Origin of the sequence: Nitrosospira sp. Is2, from assembly GCF_033095785.1 — a bacterium.
In the GTDB taxonomy this organism is placed as follows: Bacteria; Pseudomonadota; Gammaproteobacteria; order Burkholderiales; family Nitrosomonadaceae; genus Nitrosospira.
This window is the reverse complement of the sequence record NZ_CP137134.1, coordinates 149,300-175,253: the sequence shown is the minus strand read 5'-3', so window position 1 is coordinate 175,253 and position 25,954 is coordinate 149,300. Positions and strand designations below refer to the sequence as shown.

23 protein-coding genes are annotated in these 25,954 nt (G+C 51.8%); 10 read left to right on the top strand and 13 right to left on the bottom strand.

The genetic code is table 11. The features are described 5' to 3' along the window. Positions 1-9: 9 nt before the first annotated feature. Together R5L00_RS00745 and R5L00_RS00740 are read left to right on the top strand one after the other, a co-directional pair. The gene (locus tag R5L00_RS00745) at positions 10-285 is read left to right on the top strand and encodes a hypothetical protein (protein ID WP_317652860.1); all 276 of its coding nucleotides are present in this window, start codon (positions 10-12) and stop codon (positions 283-285) included. A 26-nt stretch (positions 286-311) separates the two neighbouring features. Continuing rightward, positions 312-605, top strand: a complete 294-nt coding sequence (locus R5L00_RS00740; protein ID WP_317652859.1) for a hypothetical protein — start codon at positions 312-314, stop codon at positions 603-605. A gap of 77 nt (positions 606-682) precedes the next feature. Here the strand turns inward: R5L00_RS00740 and R5L00_RS00735 are convergent, their stop codons facing one another. Both R5L00_RS00735 and R5L00_RS00730 read right to left on the bottom strand, forming a co-directional pair. Continuing rightward, positions 683-1,219: a hypothetical protein gene (locus R5L00_RS00735; protein ID WP_317652858.1), complete on the bottom strand. Its 537-nt coding sequence runs from the start codon at positions 1,217-1,219 to the stop codon at positions 683-685. A gap of 160 nt (positions 1,220-1,379) precedes the next feature. Further along, the gene (locus R5L00_RS00730; RefSeq protein ID WP_317652857.1) at positions 1,380-1,706 is read right to left on the bottom strand and encodes a hypothetical protein; all 327 of its coding nucleotides are present in this window, start codon (positions 1,704-1,706) and stop codon (positions 1,380-1,382) included. Positions 1,707-2,531: 825 nt separating this feature from the next. Here R5L00_RS00730 and R5L00_RS00725 point away from each other — a divergent pair. Further along, on the top strand, positions 2,532-3,050 hold the full coding sequence (locus R5L00_RS00725) for a hypothetical protein (protein WP_317652856.1): 519 nt from the start codon (positions 2,532-2,534) through the stop codon (positions 3,048-3,050). Positions 3,051-3,504: 454 nt separating this feature from the next. Here R5L00_RS00725 and R5L00_RS00720 read toward each other — a convergent pair whose 3' ends face one another. Next, on the bottom strand, positions 3,505-4,785 hold the full coding sequence (locus tag R5L00_RS00720) for a divalent metal cation transporter (RefSeq protein ID WP_317652855.1): 1,281 nt from the start codon (positions 4,783-4,785) through the stop codon (positions 3,505-3,507). 964 nt (positions 4,786-5,749) lie between these two features. Then, entirely contained in the window at positions 5,750-6,481 is a 732-nt protein-coding gene (locus R5L00_RS00715; RefSeq protein WP_317652854.1) for a PEP-CTERM sorting domain-containing protein, read from the bottom strand. Between the two features lie 319 nt (positions 6,482-6,800). Between R5L00_RS00715 and R5L00_RS00710 the strand changes: the two genes are divergently transcribed. After that, complete coding sequence (locus tag R5L00_RS00710) at positions 6,801-7,052, top strand: hypothetical protein (protein ID WP_317652853.1); 252 nt, start codon at positions 6,801-6,803, stop codon at positions 7,050-7,052. A gap of 1,222 nt (positions 7,053-8,274) precedes the next feature. On the opposite strand, the gene R5L00_RS00705 is transcribed toward R5L00_RS00710, so the two are convergent. The 3 genes from R5L00_RS00705 to R5L00_RS00695 are packed head-to-tail and all read right to left on the bottom strand — an operon-like array spanning position 8,275 to position 12,037. Then, on the bottom strand, positions 8,275-10,134 hold the full coding sequence (locus tag R5L00_RS00705; RefSeq protein WP_317652852.1) for a putative bifunctional diguanylate cyclase/phosphodiesterase: 1,860 nt from the start codon (positions 10,132-10,134) through the stop codon (positions 8,275-8,277). Further along, positions 10,134-11,621, bottom strand: a complete 1,488-nt coding sequence (locus R5L00_RS00700) for an ATPase domain-containing protein (protein ID WP_317652851.1) — start codon at positions 11,619-11,621, stop codon at positions 10,134-10,136. The genes R5L00_RS00705 and R5L00_RS00700 overlap by 1 nt, the downstream gene beginning before the upstream one ends. Then, positions 11,618-12,037 carry a hypothetical protein gene (locus R5L00_RS00695; RefSeq protein ID WP_317652850.1) on the bottom strand — a complete coding sequence of 140 codons (420 nt, stop codon included), beginning with the start codon at positions 12,035-12,037 and terminating at the stop codon, positions 11,618-11,620. Before R5L00_RS00695 ends, R5L00_RS00700 begins: the two co-directional genes overlap by 4 nt. A 987-nt stretch (positions 12,038-13,024) precedes the next feature. On the opposite strand from R5L00_RS00695, the gene R5L00_RS00690 reads away from it, so the two are divergent. Then, complete coding sequence (locus tag R5L00_RS00690; RefSeq protein WP_317652848.1) at positions 13,025-13,474, top strand: hypothetical protein; 450 nt, start codon at positions 13,025-13,027, stop codon at positions 13,472-13,474. A gap of 447 nt (positions 13,475-13,921) precedes the next feature. Further along, positions 13,922-16,495: a TonB-dependent receptor gene (locus tag R5L00_RS00685; RefSeq protein WP_317652846.1), complete on the top strand. Its 2,574-nt coding sequence runs from the start codon at positions 13,922-13,924 to the stop codon at positions 16,493-16,495. Positions 16,496-16,609: 114 nt separating this feature from the next. Here the strand turns inward: R5L00_RS00685 and R5L00_RS00680 are convergent, their stop codons facing one another. The 3 genes from R5L00_RS00680 to R5L00_RS00670 all read right to left on the bottom strand — a co-directional run bounded on the left by R5L00_RS00680 (position 16,610) and on the right by R5L00_RS00670 (position 18,276). After that, a complete protein-coding gene (locus R5L00_RS00680) occupies positions 16,610-16,795 on the bottom strand; it encodes a CsbD family protein (RefSeq protein ID WP_107692720.1) in 186 nt (61 codons plus the stop codon). A gap of 454 nt (positions 16,796-17,249) precedes the next feature. After that, on the bottom strand, positions 17,250-17,543 hold the full coding sequence (locus R5L00_RS00675; RefSeq protein WP_317652845.1) for a hypothetical protein: 294 nt from the start codon (positions 17,541-17,543) through the stop codon (positions 17,250-17,252). Positions 17,544-17,775: 232 nt separating this feature from the next. Continuing rightward, positions 17,776-18,276 (bottom strand): thermonuclease family protein, encoded by a 501-nt coding sequence (locus R5L00_RS00670; protein ID WP_317652844.1) that lies wholly within the window; start codon positions 18,274-18,276, stop codon positions 17,776-17,778. Positions 18,277-18,707: 431 nt separating this feature from the next. Here R5L00_RS00670 and R5L00_RS00665 point away from each other — a divergent pair, with 431 nt between their 5' ends. Together R5L00_RS00665 and R5L00_RS00660 are read left to right on the top strand one after the other, a co-directional pair. Then, positions 18,708-19,118, top strand: coding sequence for a nitrosocyanin (locus R5L00_RS00665; protein WP_317652843.1), 411 nt, complete (start codon positions 18,708-18,710; stop codon positions 19,116-19,118). Positions 19,119-19,598: 480 nt separating this feature from the next. Then, positions 19,599-19,799 (top strand): hypothetical protein, encoded by a 201-nt coding sequence (locus R5L00_RS00660; RefSeq protein WP_107692723.1) that lies wholly within the window; start codon positions 19,599-19,601, stop codon positions 19,797-19,799. Positions 19,800-20,933: 1,134 nt separating this feature from the next. Here the strand turns inward: R5L00_RS00660 and R5L00_RS00655 are convergent. Further along, a complete protein-coding gene (locus R5L00_RS00655; RefSeq protein WP_317652842.1) occupies positions 20,934-21,353 on the bottom strand; it encodes a nuclear transport factor 2 family protein in 420 nt (139 codons plus the stop codon). Positions 21,354-21,698: 345 nt separating this feature from the next. Further along, entirely contained in the window at positions 21,699-21,965 is a 267-nt protein-coding gene (locus R5L00_RS00650; protein ID WP_107692726.1) for a SinR family protein, read from the bottom strand. Positions 21,966-22,447: 482 nt separating this feature from the next. Between R5L00_RS00650 and R5L00_RS00645 the strand changes: the two genes are divergently transcribed. Beyond that, the gene (locus R5L00_RS00645; RefSeq protein ID WP_107692727.1) at positions 22,448-23,197 is read left to right on the top strand and encodes a Crp/Fnr family transcriptional regulator; all 750 of its coding nucleotides are present in this window, start codon (positions 22,448-22,450) and stop codon (positions 23,195-23,197) included. A 1,077-nt stretch (positions 23,198-24,274) separates the two neighbouring features. Next, the gene (locus R5L00_RS00640; protein WP_317652839.1) at positions 24,275-25,057 is read left to right on the top strand and encodes a PEP-CTERM sorting domain-containing protein; all 783 of its coding nucleotides are present in this window, start codon (positions 24,275-24,277) and stop codon (positions 25,055-25,057) included. Between the two features lie 135 nt (positions 25,058-25,192). Here R5L00_RS00640 and R5L00_RS00635 read toward each other — a convergent pair whose 3' ends face one another. Then, positions 25,193-25,825 (bottom strand): DUF899 family protein, encoded by a 633-nt coding sequence (locus tag R5L00_RS00635; RefSeq protein WP_317652838.1) that lies wholly within the window; start codon positions 25,823-25,825, stop codon positions 25,193-25,195. Positions 25,826-25,954: the final 129 nt, after the last annotated feature.

Sequence of the window (25,954 nt, the reverse complement as noted above, 5' to 3'; positions counted from 1 at the left end):
TTACTGAAAATGGAACCACTTTACGACGCGAGCGTATATCCAGACCCAGTTCTGAAAACGATATGGGGCGCAGGAAATCTTGGGGTGGCGATCGCCAACTGGTGGATGCTGGGATGGCCGGAGAGAGTCTCGAAACTGCTGACCCAGCGGATATACGAGGACGAGTTTCAGCGCCAACTCTCCCAGATGGAGGAGATATTGGCCAGAACAGCGGACATGGATTATTTCTCCCCAGTGGAGGTGGTCATAATGTCCGGCTACAGTCTCGAGCCGCCAAACTTGTAGAGGGCATCCCTGTCACCAAAGCAGAAATGCTATCCCGGAATCACTTCGAGCTCGACGGCGCGCGCCCCCTCGTTGAAGTCCTCATCAAGCGGCGTGCTGCTGCCAAGCAGGGCGATAAAGACCTCTCCAATGCCAAAGACCACGACAGGGAACGGATGGATGGCAAGCGCGAGCGTTCGGTCGACGGAGAACAAGTGGGTCCTGCAAGCCAGGGCGATGGAGAAGGCAGATCCTGGGGCTGCGAATATCCTCCGGCAGGCCAGGATAATTCCGAATATGGCGGCAATAGAGTGAGCGTTAAGCATGAAGCGGCCCGGTGAGAGTTGCTTTAGGACCGGCGGGCGTGACCTGGGTGCCCGTCGGCGTCTTGCATTTGCTATACAACTAAGGTTTCAGTCTACTGAGAGACCAAGACCATTTTGTCACGGAAAGATAATGGGACATCCTTCAAAAGAACAACACGTACCTTATCCGGCTCAGTTACCGCACTTTGTTTTGATGCTTCTAATGTTACGTTTATTTCCTTGGTTTCCAGCGTCCACATGGCGCCAGTTGCCGGATCAACAATGAGTAAACCAATAACGCCTCCAAATAATATGTTGGCGACATACCAGCCGTTTACCTTTGTATCTACGGTAACGGCTCTCTCAGCATGACCATCTTTATTAATGGTTACGGTATATTTTTTGCCACTGAAAAAGGCCTTCTTTTTCTCAAGTGGTAAAGACGTAGGAGTTTTGCCTTCAAAGATTTTGGTACCGGTTTCGTCGATAATAACAATATTTGCCTGATCTGGAGCGCTTCGAACATTTAAAGCTTCTGGGGCGCTTTGTCCCATAATCGTCGCACAGCCAGCAAGTACAGTTGAAGCAATAAAGATTGTGATTGTTTTCAATACCGTGTTATTCATTGTTGTCTCTTCTTTTTTAAACATTGTAAAAAATAGTAAATTGCTCCTGTAGCTGTACTAGCAGTAGAGAATTGATCACATATGGGAACACCTCCTCTTATTCATGAAATACCCGAACGATGGAATGACGGCTCATATTAAGATTCGCCCTCAGGAATGCGATACGAGTGAAGACGTGACGAGTTCAGCAGTCTGTTCGCTCGAGAGAACGGGGAAGGGGAAGGCCGCGCTCTTGGGAGCCAAGGAAGAAGCCGGCGATTTTGGCGTTTTTTTGTATCCGAGTACCGCGCACCGCCCAAACCTGAACCGGTAGCAGAGCGGCCAGAGGAAGAAAGTGGTTGGCGCCGGGACAAGAGGCGCGGGACAAGCCGGTGCCGACTTCAGGCCTCATGTCGGGAAGGAACGCTGCCTCATCAATGCCCGGGATTTGCCTTGTCTTCCCCAGTTCAAACGGATCACCATTGACATTTGATAATAAAGAAAAGCGATATAACTCAAAGCGCTCTGACACTTATTCTCCCCGTTATGGACATTTAGGCGCTTTCGCATCCGTTTCTACCGATTGTATATAACTCAGCAATATCGCCTATTGTCCTGAGGTACACCAGAGTACTAGTGGGGGTATTTCTATTGGTTGCCAATCTTCGCCCCAAGGGGTTTAAATCAGCAGTTCCTTGACTAGCGTCCAGACGGATGTCAAGCCCATGACAGCCCAAATGAGCGTAAGGAAGATCTGGATCGCCGCTTGTGGGGTGATCGAATGAATGCTAGGAAGGCGATGAAGAAGAGAGAGGCGAGGGCGAGGAACGTTGTTTCTTCTCTGTAGCTATTCGATCTACAGCAATAGCAAACCTTTTAGCTTATGACGGACGGGGTTCGTTCTTCCGGGACATAACCCATTCGGACTATTGCTATTGATTTACTCCCCTGCTTATCGTGGTCGTCTGTTTGGCTGTTCCATAAGCGACATTATGTAGCGGGCAATATGGGCGTGCCCTCGGTTAGTCTTTTTTGGTATTTCCGTTATGGCGATTGCCATACTTCTTATATGTGGGCAGACAAGTGCTGCTAGTTATAAGTTTACCGACTTGGGTCCAGGGACGGCCTCCTTCATCTCGGATGATTTTCAGCGTTAAAACGACGGACCGGAACGAAGCCGATAGACTCGCTCGTATTGATCCGTTAAGCTCGAACAAGAGTTTCAGCGCACCGGAATTATGGCGGGACTGAAAACCGATTACATGTTATAAACCTTAACTATTCCTCCTGTATTTATAATAAGACAGTTTCGGCTTCCACACTTACGCTGGAAGGATTCTGAACAAACGAGGTGATTGTGAAAATCCTGCAAGTAGCTGCAAAGAGAGTGGGTATTGTAGTGGGCATACTCTCAATCCAAGCTTTTTGGTTATTAGGAACGAACGCATTCGCACAGTCAGCACCGAATGTACCTGTGGCCAATGAGAAAACAAACCCAGTTAACGTTCACGGTGCAGTGAATATTGGCGTGACTCCGTACCAGGTCGAGCAAACTATTGCCGATTCCGCAACCTGTGCGCCTCAATGCACTTTACGTTATCCGGAAGTACCACAGGGACAGCGGTTGGTTATTACGCATGTTTCTGCCCAGTTAAGTCCCGCAATATCCGTGATCATTCTGGAGGGAGGTAACGGGACACTATTTGTGACGAAGCCTTACAGAGCTGCCAGTAATTTGAATGCTCAAACCACCTTTTACTACGAAGCTGGGCAAACTCCTTCTGCGCGGATGTATGTTCCCGACACTAGCGATGATGGTATCGGTCATACCAGTTTGATCGTAACTCTCATTGGACACTTAATTCCGTTACAGTGAGGTACACCTCGCTTCGGCTGATGCGGCCAACGGCGTCTCGGTGTGAACACTGGCGCATGTATGCCAAATGATTGGACCGCAACGAAGCTGTAGAGTCCTCATGCTGAGGGCGTTATTTTTCTGCATGTGATAGCTCGGATTGGGGCCGTCTGCGGTACGTCCCACGCTAACGTCGTTATCAAGCATCACCTCGAGGAACGATAAGTCCGTTACGGTCCTCGCATATTTGCCTTGCGGCCAGATGTAACACTTGGCACCCCATCCCGAAGTGAGGCCGTTGTCCACAAGATAATCGCTGCACGCAGTAACGTCCGCTAACCGCTCATCATTTGTTGTCCCCGCGGTAAACAGGTTGCCTGTTCAGAGGACCGGGCTTGCTTGGCTTTCTTATTCCTTTCGACCATTGCAAGTTCCTTTAGCCGCCGGGATCCGCCGCCGGCCTTAACGAAGACTTTTATAGTAGCGAAGTTATTCCCATCCCAACCACGGCAAGTGCCATTACACACGTTGCGATCCAGCCGAGTACCCGAAGACGGGTGCTGACAACAAACTGTCCCATCACGTCAGGTCTTGCGGCTAGAAGCATCATGACTGCCATAATTGGAACGGCTATTACGCCGTTGATGACAGCGCTCCAAAAAAGAGCTTTAATAGGATCTATAGAGGTAAAGTTGAGGGCGACGCCCAATAGCGTGGCAACGATCAAGATCAGGTAGAAACCCTGGGCGTCCAGAGGTGCGCGACCCAGGCCAATATTCCATCTGAAAGATTCCGCCACGGCATAGGCAGCCGATCCTGCCAGAACCGGAACGGCAAGCATCCCGGTGCCTATGATCCCTGCCGAGAACAGCAAGAATGCATATTCCCCGGCTATTGGGCGCAACGCTTCCGCAGCCTGCTCAGAGCTTTGAATGTCGGTAATGCCGTGCAGGTGCAGGGTCACGGTGGCGGTCAGCATGATAAAAAAAGCAATCAGGTTGGAAAAACCCATGCCGATATACGTATCAATTTTGATCCGCCGCAGGTGAGCGCTTGCTTGTTGCGGGGCTTCTTTTAGCGGCTCGTCACCGTCTACAGCACGTTGTTCCTCGACTTCCTGAGAAGCTTGCCAAAAAAAAAGATATGGACTGATGGTGGTGCCGAAGACGGCAACGACTGCTACTACATACTCGGTTTTAAATGATATGGATGGCATGACAGTGTGCCTGAGTACCTCACCCCACGGCACTTGTACGATAAACACTGTCGCAACATAGGCGAAAAGGGATAGCGTCAGCATCTTTAAAATCGGTGCATATCGCGGAAAGGGAATAAAGACCTGCAGTACCAGCGAGAGAACACCAAATACGACCGCATATAGATGCGGTGATCCACCGATGAGCAATTTAAGCGCAGCGGCCATTGCCCCAATATCGGCTGCGATATTGATAGTGTTGGCAACCAGGAGTAGCGAAATAATGCCTCGAAGCAGCCACGGGGGGTAATGTGTTCTAATATTGGCAGCAAGACCGTAACCGGTTACCCGTCCAATGCGGGCGCTGACCACCTGGATACCCACCATCAGGGGGAATGTAAAAAATGTGGTCCACAACATCGCATAGCCAAAGCCTGCCCCTACTTGCGAATATGTTGCAATGCCGCTCGGATCATCATCCGCGGCACCAGTAATGAGTCCGGGACCCAGTTTTTTCCAAAAGGGAGTTTTTAGCAAAGCGCTTTTTTCTTCTTCGTCCACACCGCCCGTTTTTCGATTATTTTCAGGGGTTTGAAGCGTGTATGTTGCGGGCGCAACGAAATATTTTCAGTACGATAACACACGTTTTGCCATGGATAGTTTCGCGCTGTAACCTCCCATCGCATTGGAAATAGGGGGAGCGTGAGGGCACGAGCTATTCAACGCATACGCGGCATGTAAAGCCCATGGGGCAAGTCCATTTGGAACTTCAATTTATCCCGCCTGCCATCTTTATTGCTTCTTCAAAGATGAGGGGCGCGTTGCCAGAAATTCTATTGCTCTAACGCTGTTTCCATTGCTTCGACACGCTTGTCATGCGAAACAATCATGCTGAGTTCTTTGGAAGGTTGAGGACTCGGGAGAGTACGGCCGGCAAACTGTACATGCTACGCCGCACTACGTGGAGCTGTAGTCAGCGTGTAGGAGGAAACGGGAGCCACACCGACGCAAGGCCCCGATTTAGCAGCCCAGAATACCTTGTGCTCCGGCCAGCCCACGAGAAGCTCTTCATATATATACGGATACAAAACTTCATCGGGGGAGTTATAAATGGCGAATGAAACCCTCTCCATGTAGCCTTCTGCGGTTCGAATGTAGGGAACAAACCGGCACATAGGATAACCCATTTGATAACGAGGGGATTCATTGTATCTAGCGTCTTGTTGCGAATGCATTAAGTTTTCGTAAATTTTATTACTTTTTTATAAGATATCGCCTCGATTTATGAACTATTGAATGATCTGATCAGAGAGAAGCATGCCCCCGTCCATTGACCGGCAGCGCAAGTATTGAGCATGCGAAGAGGAATATCCGGTGTGGGAGCATCAGGACTGTATGGCGCGATTTTCTCGCCAGTACATTCCGCAAGGAGGCACGCCAGTAATGCGCCCCGTCACGGAGAGTCCTCCACCTCCATGCGGGCACCGGCAAAAATCTGCATCAATTGCTGTGTCTGGCCCTTGATTTACCTGCTTGATGAATTGCTGCGCGCGGCTATCCTGCCGACCAGAACAAGCCCTGCCAAAAGCATAATGTAAGTATGGGGTTCCGGGACTACTGACACCTCCGCCGGTATCGCCAGATTGTTAGCTAAGGCGACATTATCAAATTCGAATCCGTAGCTGGTACTCGAGGCTACTACCCTGTTAAAGGCCGTATCCGAGTTGATATTTACATAAAACGTCCCCGCTGCGCCCTGGTTTCCATTAGCCAGTTGGTCCACATCAAGACCTGTGTAACTGAAAAGCAGGTTGGCTCCATCGTAAAACGACAGCCTGTTATAGTCGTCTACGGAGCCCCACAACAGGCCAAAATAATTATGGTATTGATCCAGCTGCAGGGTGACCTCTCCAATACCTGTGCTCAGATATTGACTGACGCCGAGACCATCCGCCTGATTATTTCCAAACAGCGCACCATTCCCTCCCATAATATAGGGCGCAGCGTATTTCCCCACGACTTGAGGAAGGGCAATGGCGCCCGCTCCAATCCCGCTAAAAGATACGGTAATGCCTCCACCCGCTGCACCGCCGGTGGGGGAGAGGTCATCAAAATTTACATACGGCCCTGTACTGACCGGTGTCCCGCCTACTGCAGCAGTGAGAGTCGTAGCCGCTATCGAAGAAGACGATATTGCAGCGGTGTTTAATATAAAAACCATCGTGGCGCCGATAAGCCGAGCCGTTTTATTTTCCATCGAAGTCTTCGTCCTTATCTGATTAAGTTGTATCGTTATTCTCGAAACAGGTATTTGCATGACTAATTAATAACTAAGCAATTATTATGCCTATTTAAAATAGCGTTAAAGGATAACCGCTTACAATACTTATGAAGGGACGATGCTCTTGCGGCGAAAATTTTCCGACACGACGAGTTTTGCGCGACAGAAAGGGCGTGAAGGGCGAGGGGAAATGAAAGGAAGGTAAAAAACGCAACCGGCTGACGAGTTATAGCTGAAAATTCGAAATCATCGACGAACCGCTGAATAAGCGGCTGGCGTAGTTATGCAAAGGACGGTGAAAACCTTTGAGCGAAGGCAGTTCATCGTTTCAAATAAACAGCGCCTCGAAAAGCATTCGGGCCAAAACTTCGGCAAATCAACTATGGGATCCCGGCACCGCCTTGACGCCCGATTCTTGAATCTCTGCATCGCCCTGGATATTGGCGCGGCTGTACGGGTAAAGAAAGCTACATCAGTGCCACAAGATCAGCAATGCGGGGTGGAGCGTGAGGAGGTGAGTACACAAAGCATGCGCGCCCGCGAATGAGCCCGTTCTGACTTATTGGCAGAGAACCCTGTGCGAGTTTCTGTCACATGGAGAGTTCGCCAGGATGCGATTCAGAGAAGCATATGCGGCAGCTCGGGAATATGCGGCTATGGCGCGCTCAACATTGGTGTTTCGTGTTTGCGATACAAATGGCTTTATTTCTACCCCACCCCTAGCCCGGCGGGCTTTTTTATTTCGGTGTTGCTCAAGGCGGGCTCCAAGGCCTCGATGCCGGATGAGTCTGAGGAAGAGGCGCAAACAGGCGCTAAACCATTGCTGTGTCCCTTTTCATATATCCAGAAGACCTTCGATTCGGGCCAGCCCACGAGGGGGGCTTCATGAGCATATGGGCCTAATGGCCCTTTCCAGTCAAATAAGAAATGATCGCGCTGAATGCTTCCTTTCTTGGTTCGTGTATAGAACGCATAAATAGTCATCTCTTTCCTTTATTGCTACGGAGTTTGAGTTTTTATAGAAACCGACTGAAGCTGGACTCGACCGTCTTGTATGGATTACGACGTCTAATTCCACTTCCTCAATGTGGGCAATTTAATATATGCACCAGGTAGAGTTCAGTGCGGTACCGCTCTTATCAACCGCTGAGATGAAACGTATGTCCGTGAACCTCAAATGAAGAGGGTGGCTAACAGCGGGCCACGAATCGTACCTTCAATTCGGCCTTACGGGACACGCCGCGCTCGGCAAGACGGTGGGCAAAAGGCGAGATTGAGACCTTGCTTTAACTGTGCGGCCGGGTAGAGCGGGGTTTTCCATCGACGACTGCCGCAACCCCTCTCGATCCGCTGGTTGCGCTATGGAGAACAAGGACTGGACGGCAAGCCGATTGCCGAGGAGGATTTCAGCAAGCTTTGGCTTACTGCAGGATTCTCGCCTCGATAATAATACGGCGAGCGAGGCGTCACCTCCATTTAATACGTTTAACCGTAACGGGTATATTATTTCGGTGGGTGCGTTCCTAAAACCTCCCGAGTCTTTCCCCTTCTCAACAGATCATTTCTTACACCAAGGCCGGCGAAAAGTGGATTGCCTTGCTCGAATGGAATCCATTAAGCTCGACCGCGAGATTCAGCATCAGAGGAAATCACAGTAGCCGCTGAAGCAAATGAACCCGAAGGCAGCAAACACCATTCAGTTCAAGAAACTGATCGCTCAGCGTAAAAAACGCTTAGTCGGGGGTGCGTCGTGCAGCGAGAAGGCTGGATCATGAATGCTGAACAGTGGATGAAGTGCCCGTTTGAAGCAAGGTAGCGAACGCCTCTGCCACTACCGGGCGGCTGAAATAATAGCCCTGGGCCTCATCGCAGTGCTGGGCTATTAGAAATGCACACTGCTCTGCTGTTTCCACTCCCTCCGCGATAACGCGGAGCTTCAGGCTTTTACCCATGCCAATCACGGCACTGACAATCGCGGCATCCTCTGCGTTACTGGTCATCCGGTTGACGAATGATTTATCGATCTTGAGCGTATCAACTGGAAATTGTCGCAAGTAACTCAGACTGGAATAGCCGGTGCCGAAGTCATCGATTGCGAGCTTCACGCCCAGATCTGTGAGCGCATTCAGCACCGGATTTGTCACGGTCGCATCTTTCATAAGGACGCTTTCAGTCAGTTCGAGCTCCAGGTAGCGCGGCTCCAGGCACGTATCATTGAGCGTTGTGCCTACGTATTCCGTAAAGTCTGTTGCGCTGAACTCGCGCGCGGATGTGTTCACCGCGACGATGATCGGCGGCAGGCCAGCATCCAGCCACGCTCGAGCCTGAAGACAAGCTTCACGCAGTACCCAGCGGCCTATAGGAAGGATGAGGCCGGAGTCCTCGGCGACGGGTATAAACTCAGACGGCGGCACCAACCCTCGTTCCGGGTGCTGCCAGCGAATGAGCGCCTCGACTCCAATGATCATATTGCTCTGAAGATCTATTTTTGCCTGGTAATGCAGGACGAACTCCTGTCGCTCAAGTGCCCGGTGCAGGCGGGCCTCAATCGATTGCCGTTCGACGGCTCGAACATTCATGTCCTGCACGAAGAATTTGTAGTTGTTACGTCCGCTCTCCTTGGCATGATACATCGCGCTATCGGCGCTTTTGAGCAGAGTCTCCGCATCCCGTCCGTCTGAGGGATAAGTTGCGATGCCAATGCTTACCGATAAGTGAAGCTCATGCTGATCAACTTCGAATGGAACAGTTAGCGCAGCCAGTATCTTTTGCGCGCTGATCGCCGCATTTTCCGCCTGTTTGATATTTGAAAGCAGTATCACGAATTCATCGCCACCCTGGCGACTGGCGGTATCGGAGTGACGTACGCAAGCCAGTAAGCGTCGGGCGACCGATTGCAGAAGCTGATCGCCCACCGCGTGCCCCAGAGAATCATTAATGTGCTTGAATCGATCCAGATCCATGAATAACAAGGCTATTTGCGTGCCTTGACGACTGGCCAGCTCGATCGCCTGGACGAGACGATCATGCAGGAGCATTCGGTTAGGCAAACCGGTGAGAGCATCGTGATGCGCCAGATGATCCAACTGCGTTTTAGCGCTTTCAACTTGTTCGACCAATTTTCTCGCTTCGATTGTGGCGACAACCAAGCGCGCGTTCGCTTCCTGCAATACTTTTATGCGGCCCGACGCGACTTGCGTCTCTCCTAAACGGGCCTCCCGCTCTTGGGAAGTCGCACTTTCACGCACATGGGCTTCCCCTTCCCGAAACCCGGCCGCTACCTCGCGCAGACGGGCGGCTTCTTCACGCAAGAGGGCGGCACCTTCGCGCAAGTTGGCCGCATCTTCGCGCAAATAGGCGGCATCTTCACGGAGGAAGGCAGCGTCTTCCCGCATGTTGGCCGCATCCTCGCGCGAATATGCAGTGTCTTCGCCCAGATCTGCTGCCTCTTCCCGCGCAGCGACCGACGTCTCGCGGTCTGAAAGCACTATCTCACCCCCGGCGACGGCGCTTTCCCGGCTTGTGATTGTTTCTTCGTGATCATCGGGCATCGCATTAGGCACGTCTGGTAAATCCTGTTGACCTGAGCCTTCAGTACCTGGGGTGCCTTCATTGTCATTTTTATTCATTACGGTCTTCCTGTGTCGAATCCCTGTCCAAGCGAGACAGCAGGATGCCCAGACATGATTCCGTCATATCCGGACAAGGTATTGCCGATAACTATGCCTTCCTCTGTTACATCAAACAATCGAATGTCCTTGCTGTGCTCGCTGCCCCGGACTTTAACAACCGATAGGACACGTTTGAGCTGCCCCATGATTTCAGTATAGCGCTGCACGATAATCGCATCGGCGAGAAAAGCGCTTCCAAACGGGCTGAAGCGCAGGTCGGTGAAGCGGTCTTCCAATTCCGACGTCATCAGGATGGTCACGCCCATTCCCGTCAGCTTGCCAATCATCCTGTACAGCGATCCGCGAAAATCTTCGCTAAACTCAGGCGCGAGCGCCAACTCAAATCCGGACAGAGAGTCAATGACAAGGCGTTTCGCTCCTACCCGGTCAATCATGTCGACCATATCATGCAGGATTTCATCAATCGAATAATCCAGCGAACGTATGGCAAGCGATTCAACCTGCCCCGAGGCGAAAAGCGACGCCAGCTTGGTGCTCAGCAGCTGGCTAGGGCTCTTCTCGAACGCCGCGATAATCCCCCGTTCGCCCGTGCGCGCGCCTTCAGCAAGAAATTCCGTCGCAAATATCGTTTTGCCGGACCCCGATGGCCCGACCACGAGTAACGAATATCCAGTCGGCAAACCGCCCCCCAGCATTTCGTCCAGGCCAGGTATTCCCATGGAAAGACGTTCAGCAGGGGCGAATCGTTTCTTCTGTAACTCATTCTCTTTTTTTGGTTCGATAACCGCCCGCGGGAAAATCTCGATTCCGTTGTCATTAATTCGGAACGTGTGCAAACCTTGTGCCTGAGCTTGACCCCGCATTTTGACTACTTGCAGCTTGCGCACTGCGGAATTGCGCTGCAGGTTCTGGGAAAGCCAGAAGATGCCATCAGCTACGGTAAAGACAGGGCTTGACTCTGTTTCTGGCGTCAAATACTCACCGATCAAAAACGTTGTTGCCTGCCAGCTGGTCATTTGCATGCCCAACTGCTGGATGAACCGCTGAAGTTCGGATACGCCCTGTCCTGCGACCTTTGCTGACTCCACCACCGAGCGAAACGAATCCACGAATACGAGGCTGGGGCCATAGTTTCTTACTTCTTCGGCGATGCGCGACAAAACCCGGTCAAAATTTCCCTCGGTCAGCTCGGCAGCCAGGTTGATGAAACGAACGCATTCATTGACTTTATCGACGTCGAAAAATTGGAATTGCTGTTGATAGCGGAGCATTTTCAAGGCGGGCTCTCCCAGTACCGTGAAAAACAATGCTCGATTACCTGAATTTGCCAGGGAGAACATGATTTGATGAGCGAGCGTCGTTTTTCCGGTGCCGGGGGTCCCCGCAATCAGGTTAAACGAGAATTCCGGCAGGCCTCCGCCCAGCAGGTTGTCCAGGCCAGGTACCCCCGTCTGAAGCCGACGTATGCTAAGCTTTTCACTCATTTTTGAAACTCCTTGCCAGTGCAATTCGAAATGTCAGTGCTCCAGGCCAAACATAAAATACGGGTCGTTAGCTGCTCGCCGATTAGTGAGGCCAGGATGTCGGTGAAAGTGATCAGCAGTAGGTTATTTGCTTCGCTAACTTGCGTGGGTGTCTGTTTCTTGAAGCTCATTTTTAATTCTGCCAACCCTTGATTAGCCTGCAACTGATCCGAGGCGACAGAAAGCCAGGGAAATACGGCACGGTGCAGAAATATGGTTCTTGCATAAAGCGAATTGAAACCCTCTTCACCGACGATCGAAATGATTTCGCTTGCCATCGGCTCCCACAAGCTGATCGCAGCATCCGCAATTTGCTCATCGGACTCTACCAGCAGGCTTTTAATTAACCGGTGCCGCGGGAGCTCATTGGGTTCCATAAGAGATATCGATAACCTGTCGGGACAACAACGTTGACGAAAATCAGCCGCGATTTTCATTGGTAGGGGATGAGTATATGCGACCCAACCTGAAGTGTATTAGGTAATAACGGCGTGCCCGACATTTTCTTTACCGAATTACAGATCCTCAAACGGTAAAGGACGTCGTTAGGCCTAACTAGCGCGTGCATCAAAATGGTGGATTCGCCCGCGTCCCTTTGGAACGCATGAAATCCTGTTTTTGTTATTCCTTTGGGAATTTCGCCGTTAGGGCGGCGCGATCCAGGCCTATGCTCCGGATCACGCTCCGCAGGAAATTCTTAAAAATGCTTTAGATGCAGCCGATCAAGGATATTCGTATCCTCGCGCTAATGCATTGCATATCCGGTGCATATATCGGCTTCCTATAGATACGGGGTTATCGCGTTTGCGGCTTCATGTTTTTTATGGATGCCCGAAGGCCGAGTCCAAATTGCCGAGGATCAACCAGGGGGAAGTAAGGAAAGGGGGCGATGCCAAGGCTCGGCCCGGTTTCCTTGGCCCAGAACACCCTGGATTCCGGCCAACCCACCAGTGGTTCTTCATGCACGCAGGGATCGTCAGATGAGTTGAAGACAGCATCGGACAGGCTCGACGTAGCCTTCTGCATCCCGGATGTAAGGGGCACATTTGAGTATTTGTTTAGCTCATGAAAAAAAATCGAGCGCGGAGTGTATACAAGGTTTGTTACAGATTTTTGACGAAGTAGATCTTTAGACGTAGTAGACATAGTGCAGTGGCCATAGAAGGCCGCCGTCGCTACGCTTTTTTTATATACTCAACAAAGGGGAAATAAATGGTGTTAGACGCTGTTATCTATGGAGAACCTTTTTCGCAGCTCATCAATGCCGAGAAGAGCAGGCGGATTTTTGGTTTGTTCCATAGATAACGTTACAAAAAAAAGGCTAGAGTTTCGATCGTTAAAACCCGTATTTTTCGACAAAATCCATGCACACCGAAGTTGCCGCATCCCTGAGAAGCGCAAACGTACTTGTCGAACTCTTGAGTACGGCGAAGTCTCTTTCGAATCACGAGGAACTCACGGCAGCCGTTTTGGAGGTAAATTCCAGACTCATGAATGCTACCACCGTCGCGTTGGCGAGCCAGGAGGTACAGTCAAACCTGCTCTCGAGAATACGCGAGCTCGAGACTGAACTAGCCAATGTCGCGGTATGGGAGGCGCAGGCCGAAAGATATGCCTTGCATACTTTAGCACCTGAGCGTTTCGCTTATGCGCTGAAACCCGATGCAACGAACGGGGAGCCTTTCCACCTGCTCTGCGCAAACTGCTTCACAAAGCGTCAGAAAGCTCTGCTTCAGTTAAGGAATCACAACAAGTTCGGGCGATGGTATAGCTGCCACAACTGCAGATCCGAGATATATGTCGATTTCCCATGATGTGCTTTCGCGTTACTTGTGAAACCAGGTAAAACCGGAATCTCCAGAAGATAAGAGAACGGCCGCCTCCCCAAAATTGCGCCGGCTTGCCCCCTCGATTGCGGAACCAATATCGCGTCCACCCACTGGTTGCGCTCTCCCAAAGACATGGCCAGGGCCTCCCTGCGACAATTTGTCGCATTCCTAGGCTGGCTGAAATAGATTATTCTCGCGCACGCTCGATCGAAAAAGCACTGCGACGGCATTGCGTGCTGCGCCGTCGATATTCCCCGGTTCCAGTTACAGATAATTCCCAGCTTTCAACGGCGAATAGAGGCTCACCATGGCAGGAGCAGGAATAGGCCCGAGAAGTTGAGAATCAGCAATTAACTTTCCCGCTCGAAACCGAATCGAGAGGCCACCTTTGAAGCAGGTGTCGTAAAAGAATAGTCGGAGCATATCGATAATATGACGCCGGGCATTAAGCCAAAACTTGTCTACGCCTCCTTTAGCCTGGCAGGTCTGCTGTGGATATCTTCCAGCGCGGCCGCGAGTGCGCCGGATGGAGTGGCAAAAGATGACAAGACCAAGTGGGCTCCGCCGGGAATCAACAAGCCGGTTGCCATCGCTCCCATGCCAGAAGCTTCGCTGAATATCAATGTATCGCCTGTCGCTGCGCGAACCACTGATACGAAACTGGCGCTTCACGAGCCAGTGGTGAAAATGCCGGAAGTGACAATTGGGGGAAAAGTGAAGCCCCCCCGCAAGCAAACTGAAGTGGAACGGTACAGGCTGCCTCAAACCACGGAAAGTATCACCCGGGAAAGAATCGACAACACGATCAATCTTGCGAATCCCGAGGACGCCATCAAGTACATGCCGTCCATACAGGTACGCACTCGCTATATCGGCGATACGAACGCGCCAGTTGGCATGCGCACCTCGGGCACGTCCGCGAGCGCGCGCAACCTGATCTATGCGGACGGCATTCTGCTGTCTTCTTTGCTCGGCAACAACAATACAAACACGGGCTCCCCCCGCTGGAATACCGTATCGCCCGGAGAAATAGAACGGGTTGATATCATGTATGGCCCGTTTTCAGCGGCCTACGCCGGCAATTCCATAGGGGGCGTAATCAATATTACGACCCGGATGCCGGAAAAATTCGAATTCGGGGCAGACGCCCAGGCGTCCTGGCAGACTTTCAATCTTTATGGCACGAAGGATACCTACGAGACGCAGCGTTATGCGGGTTACGTCGGCCACCGCTACAACGATCTGTCATTCCGTTTCGACTACAGCCATCTCAACGCCCAAAGCCAGCCCATAACGTTTGCAACCACTCTTATTTCGAACACCCTGGCGGGTGCTGGAGATACAGTGGCGACAGGTGCCTTTGCGGGCGCAAATCCCACCAACGCGCGGAACCTGACGCTGGGCGCGGGGAATATCAATCATACCGTGCAGGACAACTTCAAGTGGAAGCTTGCCTACGACATCACGCCCTCCATCCGGCTTGCGTATACCCTGGGCCTGTGGATGAACAATGCGCATGCAAGCACACAAAGCTACCTGAGGGATGCGGCAGGAAATCCGCTGCAAAGCGGTTTTGTCAATATTGATGGCCGAAGGTACAACCTGTCTCCTGCCAATAGCCCCACTTTTGCCGGTAACCAGACTGATCAGACCACCTGGTCCCATGGGATCAACCTTCGATCCAATACGGGCGGGGTTTTTGATTGGGAATTGGCTGCAAGCCTGATCGAACTAGGCAAGGACACCGTTCGGGCGCCAACAGTTGATCCTACCCTCGCGTTTGCCGGCAATGCGCCCGGCAGAATCACCAGCTTGAGCGGCTCTGGCTGGCATACCGTGGATGCCAAGGGTATCTGGAGGCCCAGGGTCGATCTGCTCGGTTCTCATGAAATCAGCTTTGGCTTTCACCATGATTTGTATACGCTGAAGAATCCCGTATTCAATACGGGTAACTGGCAAAGCGGCCCGGGTCAGAGTGTTTTTACCAATTCCACCGGAAAGACCCAGACTGAAGGTTACTGGATTCAGGACGCGTGGGATTTCCACGAGAAGTGGAACTTTACTGTTGGTGGCCGGCTGGAATCCTGGCACGCATACGACGGCGTGAACACTTCAACGGTGGGTGGGTCGCTCCAGACGGTAAATCAGGCCGACAGAAGCGCGGTCAACTTCTCTCCCAAGGGGAAGTTGACCTGGGCGCCGCTTCCGCAAGTGAGAATCGGCGCAGCCATTGGTCAGGCTTATCGCTATGCAACCGCCTCGGAGTTATTCCAGACGACTACGGTTGGGACAGGCGCGACGGCCATAGCGGTCAATGGGAATCCTAATCTCAAGCAGGAGGACGCACTGGCGTCTGAATTATCCGGCGAGTATTTTGTAGACAAGGGGAGACTGCGGGTCAGCCTGTTTCAAGAGCGTATCAAGAATGCGATTTTTTCCCAGACCGGCTTAATCACCAATCCGATCACCAATCAAACTGTTCAATCAACCTTTATAACGAATGTTGGCGAAATCGATACCTATGGCGTTGAGGTTTCCGGGGAGAAAACTGACGCGGTGATAAAAGGGCTGGATATTATCGGCAACGTGACCTGGGTGGATTCCAGGATAGAGGATAACCGCGCGGCGGATGCGGCAGCAGCAGCGCTGGGACCGACGCCGGCGAATCCGAACGCAGCAGTTCCATCGACCGGCAAGCATCAGCCCCGACTTCCGACCTGGCGGGCGAACGCGGTAGTCACCTATCGAGCGAACGAAAATTTCAGCGCTTCCGTGAATGTTCGCTACAGCAGCGGCCAGTTCGGCCAGTTGAATAATACGGATACTAACGGCTTTGCCTATACGGGGTTAACCAGTTATCTCGTTGCCGATCTGGTCGCAAAGTATCGGATCACCAGGCAGTGGACCGCTATCGGCGGTATCAATAATGTCAATAATGACAAGTACTGGATCTTTCATCCCTTTCCCCAGCGGACCTATTTCGCGCAACTGAGGTTCAATTATTAGGTAACGCCAAGTTTTAATATTTCATGTGTCGGGGCAGCGAAAAGCGAATTCATATACCCGAGGCAATAAAAAACCCGCCGAAGCGGGTTTAAGGTATTGAACGTGCCGCGACAGTCAGGCTTTATCTATCGCATCCTTGACGGTTTCTTTGGCGTCCCCGTATTTCTTTTGGGTTTTTCCCTCTACTTGCTTGCCGAGGCCCTTGGCTTCCTGCTCTTTATCGCCTGTTGCCTTTCCAACTCCTTCCTGGACCTTTCCGGCGATGTCTTTCGCAGTACCTTTCACTTGATCTTTATTCATGATTAATCTCCTTTAAGGAAAATCAGAATCCAACGTTGCTTGCCTCCACTGTAACCCGGTTACTGATGACGTCAGTGACATCGGAATCAGCCGGGCGGTTACAGGACCATCAGCGGCAAGAATTGTCAGATTATTATAATGATGAGGTTAATACTGTGCGCTAAATCACATTGGGTAGAAATATTGCATATAAATAGGGGCGGACGGCCCAACCAACCCGGCTTGTTCGTTTTCGGTGCGGGGGTTCTTATTTCATATGGGGAAGCAATAAGCAAAGACATGGCCGCCTGGCTCTACCTGATGTTGTCAAGCAGTTTTCTTTTATGCAGGAGCGTGGCGCAACGGGGTGACCGCAAACAGGTAGCCTGCCACGTTGGCAGTTGTTGCCAAGCGCGATGCTCCTGAGCATCGCTGCTATTGATAACATCGCCGGGAACCCAGGGACAGTACCGTTCTAATAGCGGTTTCCGTCATTGCCATAGACTGCAGGCAGATTGGTGGCATACGGATTGTTCGGGCTGTCGTTGCTGTAGCGGCTGCCGTATTGTCCGTGTGGATTATTGATGCTGTCTGAGGAGTGCTCGCTGCCGTACCTTCCGTATGGGTTGCTGACCGAGTTTGCGTCGTAGGGGTTGGAGCTGAGGTTGCCGAGGTATTTTCCTGTTTGCCGATCCCGAAGTTGCGGCGGCTCGGCCTGGACGATACCGGAAACAAGCAGCGCGAGAATGACAGGCACGGCAGCTTTCATGATTCGCCTTTTTTTGTTGTTATGTCTTGGGATTGTTCTGCATTTGATGTATCAGATCAATGGATGAGTCAACGGTTCAAATAAAACGGATGCATGCATGCGGTTGGGTGGCACATGAGGGCGGTACGCGCAGGACGCTACACGGGGCCGGTACATGGCGAAATAAAAGCAGAAGACGACTCATCCGGGGTTTAGAGAAGCATGAATTTGGCGTATTTTATGGGTAGGGCGGTCATTCGGAGGGCTGAAAGTTATGGAATGAGCGCCATTCCCAGGGAGGGGTCGGCGAGTCGAAGGCCCATAATCCCCGCTTGGCCGCTTTGGCTTCTTCCTGCAGCCTGTGAAGTTTTTTATCAGTGGCAGCTTGATTCTTTACCCAGGCCAATCCGCGCCGCACCTGCTCGGCGTTGACATCCACGCCATTGCACTCGACCCTGGCCAGCGTTCGTCCATAGTAGTCCCTGCTGATGGAAGTCAATTCCGCGTGAACCCATAGGCATAAGTCGAACAGCGACTGCCGGGATTCAGTTGCAAACGGCTGGTCCAGCTCCGGGGCGTCAATTTCCGCCAGCCGTACCCTGACCAGTTCGCCATCTATGGAAACGGTAACTGAGTCGCCGTCAACAATCTGCAGTACCTGGGCATGGATGGGTTCCGTGTTCGGCGCGGCGAAAGCGGCATCGGGGAGGGTGAGCCAGGGGACGAGCACGAGAACAGCGATAGCAGGGCGCATCGGTGTCTTATATCATCGGCCATCTGTTAGAGCAATACATCGTTCTTCAATAGGGCACGTGCTCGTCACAGCCATTCCAGCGGTCTATAGAGTATTACAGCCGCGCTCAGGTCGAGGGCCGGCGGCGCATACAACGCGCTTCATTACTGACCAGGCGCAGAAGCCGCTATCTGCGCTGTTCGCTGTGATTTGTCTTGCCGGATGCGGCGGTGACAGAGAAATTAAGCAAGGATTCGGGACGCCCGACATGATCGGGAACAGGGCATGGCATTCTCACCGACACCGGGGAAAGCCGTTTGATAGCATGTCGCGGAAAACGATACGCCTGCCGTATATTCGCCGCAGGCTGGATTGACATCCATCGTTATCCAATCTAGAGTATTGAGAGTAACATGATGTTTCATTAAAACTTAAATTGAATGGGGGAAAAGATGATGAAAATAAACAAAACAGTCGTGGGTCTTGCTTTTGGGTTGCTGCTGGCGGGAACAGCGCACGCAGCGGAACAAAAATTGAAGGTGGTTATCAATGCTTATGACACTAACATTCCGGAGCTTAACGTTGAAGGCGTGACAGTCAAGAATATCCGCGCGTTCAATGTTCTCAACGAACCCGAGACGCTGACTGTCAAGAAAGGGACGACAGTAAAGATTACGGTCGAGAATAAATCGCCTATCAGCGAAGGATTTTCCATTGACGAATATGGAGTCAAGGAAGTCCTGAAGGCGGGCGAGACCAAGACAATTACTATCAAAGCGGATAAGTCCGGCGCCTTTCTCGTCTGGTGCCAGCTCCATCCCAAGAACATCCATCTGCCTGGTTCCTTGAATGTGGTGGACTAGGTAGCTCTTACGACGACAGAAGCAGTACCTCGGCGCGGGATATCGTCGCCCCGGGGTCACCTGAAACCCGCCAGCTGGCGGGTTTTTTTATTTTCCGCCAGCGGGGATTTTTTTTATCAGCAACTTGATTTTTTGTCGTCGGTCGTCGCAGGGACCTCCGACGCAGCTTTAATCAAAGCACCAGAACATCAAATCATTTGCGCCAGTGCGAAATCCGGACCGAGCCGTGGCTTTCTTCCTTTTCCGGCCTTCCCCTCCACCTCTGGTCCGGAATATTTTGAGGCAACGAATTCTTTCTGCGCTGTTACGTTGGTTAGCGCACATATCTTCCTTCTTGCCATGAGATACAGTTTTTACGCGGTGCTCCTCGCGGATGCGCTAGCGGCGTGTCCGGAGTGTCCGGGCTGGTTCTCCATATTGCTTTCGTTTAAGAAGCCGGCCCGTATTTTTTGAAAAACTCTTTCTCGATAGGAATTTCCGATGAAGAAACTCAGAAATATTGATGTATTGGGGTATGAGGCAGAAGAGTTCGATAAGTGGCTTGAGGAAAGCACGAACAAAATTTTAAAACGAACCGCCCCTAAGGTAAAACGTTCGTGGGAAGCGGACATGTCAGCGCCGTTGAAGGCGTCCCGGCAAGGTTCCAGCAAATCCAGCTATTCTCGGCAGCGCAGCCTGTAAATATCGGATAGCGGCCCGCCGGACAGCTCAGGCGTCAGGCGAGCTCAGGCTGCAACCCATCGTGGAACCCCTGAATAAGTTCACACTTTCGGTGAGGACTTGTTCAGCGGTTCCTGATGAATTAGAAGTCCGTCGCTTAGCCGTCGCTTGGCAATTCGAATCGATTGGAAGATTGAGGGGTGGGCCAGGCGGCTGCCAGGGTCGGCCGGTTTCCTCGACAGGAAGATCTGGTGCTCGCGTGCGGGGCCCGCTGTCCTGAAAGGGGTGACGGGAACACGTCGTCCCGATTCATCTCGACCCGGGGGCGGCCAGCCGCTCCTGATTCGGGATGTCTCGCGGCTAATGGCTTATTCGCGCTTTTCGCTTATCGCTTATCTTCGCGGCGGACGGGTCGAACGGGCGTCATGACCGGCGGACTACGCTAACCCGAAGGCGCATGGACACGCCTCATCGAACCGAACGCTTTATTCTCTCGATCGAAACGTGAATTCCCTTCGCTTTTTCTTTTTAAGCGCAAAGATCTATTTCAATAGGCGCCAAACCCGCGCTGTAGCCTTCCTGGTACTGCCAAAACACCTTTGATTCAGGCCAACCGATTAAGGTTTCTTCATACACGTATACGTCCGTTACTTCGAAGCCCCTGAAGCGGAAATTTTGGTGACGCGAAATTGAACCGTCGGTTTTGCGTATATAAAGAATATATATGGGCATTTACGCTGCCTCAGGTTGTGACGGTCTCTCCTTTTTTAGCTGTTTTAAAAGTGATACTAAAAAAAGCGGGAAATCTCTTCCGTGCGGTAGCCCGCGTTGGGAGTTATGGGCATGATCTTGCTGGCACTGTTGTTGGCCGGGCATATTGAAGCGCAACACCCGGATAGAGGCAAAGGTCAGGAAAGCAATGAACATTCCTCCCCAGTCACAGTGTGCGTTTTCGCAGGACCCGCCCCGGTACGGCACTCCGTCACGGGAAAGTCAGTTATCCTGGGAACTGAATGGCGGTGCCTTGTAGATGGAGTGGTCTTGAGCTAGGCAGGCTGTACCCGAACGACACCCCAGTCGGCGAAAAGCGCTTGGCCTGATTGTTTACCTTGACTGGCAATCTTCGCATTTATTGATTTTGATGAGCTGATCTCCTCATGGCTCCAGGCCGCGGATCGGCGTATCGAGCGCCTTGGCGGCGCGCACGGGATTAAAATATTCGCGCAGGAATGTGATCTTTTCGTTTTCGGCCCGCAGAAATAGCACGTAATTCTGGACGTAGATGCGGCGGGTCGACTTGATGAACCCTTCTCCCCTGAATTCGGCGACTGCCGCTTGCGAATCGACGAACGGGTGGACCTCGACGTCGAGGAAGCGGAAATTTTCTACCGAACTGAGAAACCACGTCACATGATTGACCACCTCCTGCCGGCCCATCAGTCGCGCGGGGTGCCCGAGGGAGGGCGCAAAAGGCAGCTCCCACAAAAGATTATCGGCGATCAACGTCTGCCAGCGCGCGTTGTCGTCGACGAACGTCTGGATATGCCGATGCAAGAGTGTGGACGCTGTTGTCATCTATACTTCTCCTTGTTGACCCGAAGCTCGGTGGCGGAGTGATCTTTGGGCAGGCGCGTCGAAGCCGATTCGATGCGATAGCTATCGCGAGAGAACGGCGGCGAGAGGCGCAATCGCAAATCTCAGTATCACCCGTTCTGGCTGCTTTCCTCGACCGGGAAGACAGGCGGCGCAGGCCAGTCCGGGCAATTAACAGCTTGGATAAAGGTTGTGGCGGCGCATAAAAACCTTTCCCGAATAGAGGATTTTAAGGCAGTGGCGGACTAATTGCTTGCGGGAGTGGAGCGGTACTGGACTTGGGGTAGGCCCGGGGTCGCTTTGGAAAAGCTGCTGGCGATTTTATTATTAGAGATTAGTTAACCAATCCGAGCATTCTTTATCAAAACCCACCCAGGCGGCATTGCCGGCAATTTCAACCACTACGAGCTTATCGTTCAAGCCCATGTACTGTTGAAGATGATCCCTCACCTGATCTGCTGTTTTAGGGGAAGCAATAATCCAGGTTGATTCCAGGCAGTGCCACCACGTCTCGTAGGTTTCGATTTCCTCTATCAGAGTGGCATTAGTGTTTCCCGGGTTTTTAAGCTCGTACCCGATGCAATACATGGCCATGCGTTCTCTTTCTCCAGTTCTGTTTCATTAGAAATGTTCGAATGCGGGGATGCGTTCGACGCCGAGTTCGACCGTAACCGTACGCGAACCCCAGTATCTACGGTAAGTAATAGCCTTCCTTTAACCCGGGAGCACCTTTCCGCTCGGGGAGCGGGCGCTCCCACCTGCTTCTTCCCCAGTTTGTTGCTAGTGGTGGTCATGTTTTTCGAAACAGACGATCTCAAGCTTGGGTGGACTTGCGGATGCTCATCTGTCGCCAATTGGCGACATTTATAACTATGTATTTTCAAGTACTTAATATTAAGGCCGGAGATAACGTCGGCTAATGGTGACTAATGTACCAGTACATCAAGCACAGCCGTATGTTCTTAAAAGAAAAAACTTCAGGCATGCTTATTGCTTTATACTCGCTATAGGCTTGCGTTATAAAAGTCTATTATTGAAGTGTCTAATAACGATATCAAGTCCTACAAGGAGGAGCTATGTCAGTACTGCACAGCCCAAAGCAAAATCAGCTATTAGCGGCACTGCCTGCAGATGAATATGCCCGCTTACTGCCACATCTGGAATTGGTGGATTTGCCATTGGGTCAAGTAATCTATGAACCTAATACTCGGATTAGCCAGCTTTATTTTCCAACAACCTGCATTATTGCCCGCATGTATGAACTGGAGTCCGGAATTTCCCGGCAGGTCTCGATGATTGGGAACGAAGGGGTCACCGGGGTATCCCTGCTATTAGGGTCGGAAACTACGCCTGCCACAGTTACGGTGCAAAGCCCCGGCTATAGCTATCGTATCAAGGCGAGCGTGCTGAAAAATGAGTTCGAGTCCGGCGGCTTCCTGCAGCACCTGATGTTGCGTTTCAGCCAGGCCCTGCTATTTCAGACTGAACAGTGTGCCGTGGACCATCGGCAAACCGTGGAGCAGCAACTTTGCCGGTTTTTGCTGATGAGTCAGGACCGTCTTGCAGTTGCATCCCTTCCCATGACGCACGAATTGGTGGGGGCGATGCTCGGGGTCCGCCGTGAAAGCGTAACCCAGGCTGCGCAGACGCTACAGGCAGACGGCGCCATCCAGTACCGGCGCGGCCATATAACGGTAGTGGATAGGGCACTGCTAGAAGAGCGAGCAAGCGATGGCTACGCCGTGGTTAAAAAACTATACCAGCGGCTGTTGCAAAGCAAACCCGCCAGCAGTACCGTCAAGGTAATCAGAGCTGTCGCCGCTTAGCGGAAAACGCTCAGCGTCCACGAGAGAAGGAAATTAAACCCGGCCGCGCCACGTTGTGGGGCGGCCGGCGCTGAGCGTCACCTGCAGGGTTGTGGTGATGCCCAGCAGCACACATCTTACCGATTTTCGCGACCTTGCCTATTGGACCAAAGTGCAGGTGTGCGTTACTGAGCTAATGAAATAACGGGCTTTTTCCCGAAGCTCATGCATCAGTGCACTGCAAGCGAAATTCCAATCCAGACCTGAAACTTCGCTGTTTATCCAGCACGCGTCCGCTGGTCCATTCAGCTGGCTTATTTTTGACAGTTTACAGCTGGCATCCACCGACACCCCGGGTTCGAAATCGTGCATGGGATGCTTTATCGGAGAGCGGCTCGAAGTTTACGTTTGCGCGTCGCGGTTTTGGTCGACCGGATTAACATCAGCTAGCGACTGGAGTCGGTGCCATGTGGCGGCGAAAGGAGAAATCCCCTCGCTGAAGAGAATGAGCCGGCATATAGTATATGCGTGTTTTAATGCCTGGATTCTCTCCCCTGTCCAGATGCTCCGCGTTATAACAAAAAACCCGCCGAAGCGGGTTTTGAAGTGGATTATTTAGAGTTGTTGGCCAGACTCGCCAGCCATTTTTATTTCCCGGGTCCCGTTTTCTTTTTTTTTCAGATACTCGTCAGCCGTTCGGGACTCCATTATTAATAAGCAAGAAGCGTGCTCGTCAGAAAAATATTCTAATAGACTGAATAATAAAGACAAAGTTTGGGTTTGAAAAACGGTGATCGAAAAAATGTAAAATATTTCGACACCCAAACTCTAGCGGCCGGTACTTGCGTCAGCCTTACGGTATTGTCGGGCTCGGCAAGCCTTTTTCCATCAATTCAATTACGCATAAATCGCTGTCCGAGTATTACTTGGGACGGCGACGCATTTTTCCGGACCTGTAATCCCGCCCCTCGTTTTCATCCGGCGCGGGTTCCAGCACCTGTACCTTGGTACAGCATGTACTTCAGTCCAATAGGCACTGCTTTCGTTATGAGTATGATGTTTTCCTTGCTGGTTCACGTTGATAACCATGGAGGGAAGATGTACAAACTAGCTAACCTGGCGGCAGCCTGCGGGATTATCGTTGCAACAATGTCCACTGCCAACGCTATACCTATTTATATCGCCGCCGATTTCTCTGGCGGTATCTCGACAGTGAAAGATTTGGGGAGTAGCCTGGGCTTGCAAAAAACAAACACCTGCAGCGGCTGCGACGCCGGTAGCGTGAGCGGGACCGTGCTGTTTGATACAAGTCTTATACCGGGCAATGGTACGGGCATCGTTAATGTTCCGTTAGCGGCCGTCGCAGGCGCATCCAATGATGTTGTGTTCGACATTGTTTTCGGCATTAGGCCATTGGAATTTAAGTTCGGGGATTCCGATATAGTGGGTGGACCATCGATCCAGTTCAGGAACGGCGTGTTTAACGGTTTTTTCCTGGTGGAGGATTTTTCATATAACGGAACGCCCTTCGAACTTAGCGTGCAAGGGGGCGTGTGGGACATAAGAGGCTGGAAGAACCATTCTTACTCGGATTTGGCGGCTTCCGGCTACCTTAACGTGGGCAACGGTGGGCTAACGAATCAGACTGTATTTGATCCAGTACAGCAGCCTGCGGAGATCGCAACGGTCCCGGAGCCCACCACCGTCGCGCTGATCGCTCTCGGGGTATGGGGGCTCATCATGGCGCGGCGCCGGGAGAGTTTGCGGGCGCGGCTCGAGGTTACCGAGCGGAGCCACACAAAGGAAGAACCGGGTCTGCCGCGTTCCAATTCCGCCCCTGAAAAAGAGTTGTCAGCTGATCGCGAACCGAACGCAAGCTGAGCGTGAGTTAAGCGACAGCCGGTCGGTGACGGCATCAGCACTGAATTATGATAATCCAGATTCAGGGCAAACCGCCTCAACGTGATCCCCGAAGACAGGAAACTTACCTCTCGCGGTCCGCGTATGGGTGTGAAGCTAATCCTGGTTCAGATAGTTTTTTTCCAGGAATTCGGACTTGAAATTCTGTGGCGGAGTGGGAATATCAGGCCAGCCCTCTGGCGTAAAGTCCATGAGATTCCGATACGCCCACACCGTGTCGACATGATTCATCGGCAGCTCACTTTCCCAGAAGCGATAAATCTTTCCATCCCGCTCCCTGAATACATGCATCATCGGCCATTGCATATCATCAGAGTCTCCCTGGCATTTGTAATCAGCCTGATAGGCAGAGCCCCCTCCGGAAACCATCGCAATTTGCGACCATCCGCGCTGTTTTGCCCACGCATTGATTCGAGCCGCCGGGGCTTTGGCAATTGCGACAAACGTGGCACCTTGAGTGACCTGATACCAGGTTCGATCAAACCCATCGACGAGCGACGTACACGAAGAACAGGGATGGTCCCAGTTCGGACCGTACATAAATGAGTAGAGCAGCGTCGTGTTTTGTCCGCAAACAGCTCCGAGAATTTCACGCTCTCCCCCTACTTTTCCTTCATTGGCCCGTTGGAAGACGTAGTTCTCTTTCAGTCGCCCGCCGAGAGGGAGATTGCGGCGTCTTTCTGCTACAGATTTTACTTTTTCGACAAGCTCTTGTTCGTCTTTGAGCAATAATTCCCGCGCATCGCGATACTCTCTACTTTCATTTGGATACCGTAGTGCGCTCATGTTCGTCTCCTCTTGAACCAGTATTCGAATGTATTCCAGATGACTGCTCGTGGCACTTACCGCGAGTTCGAA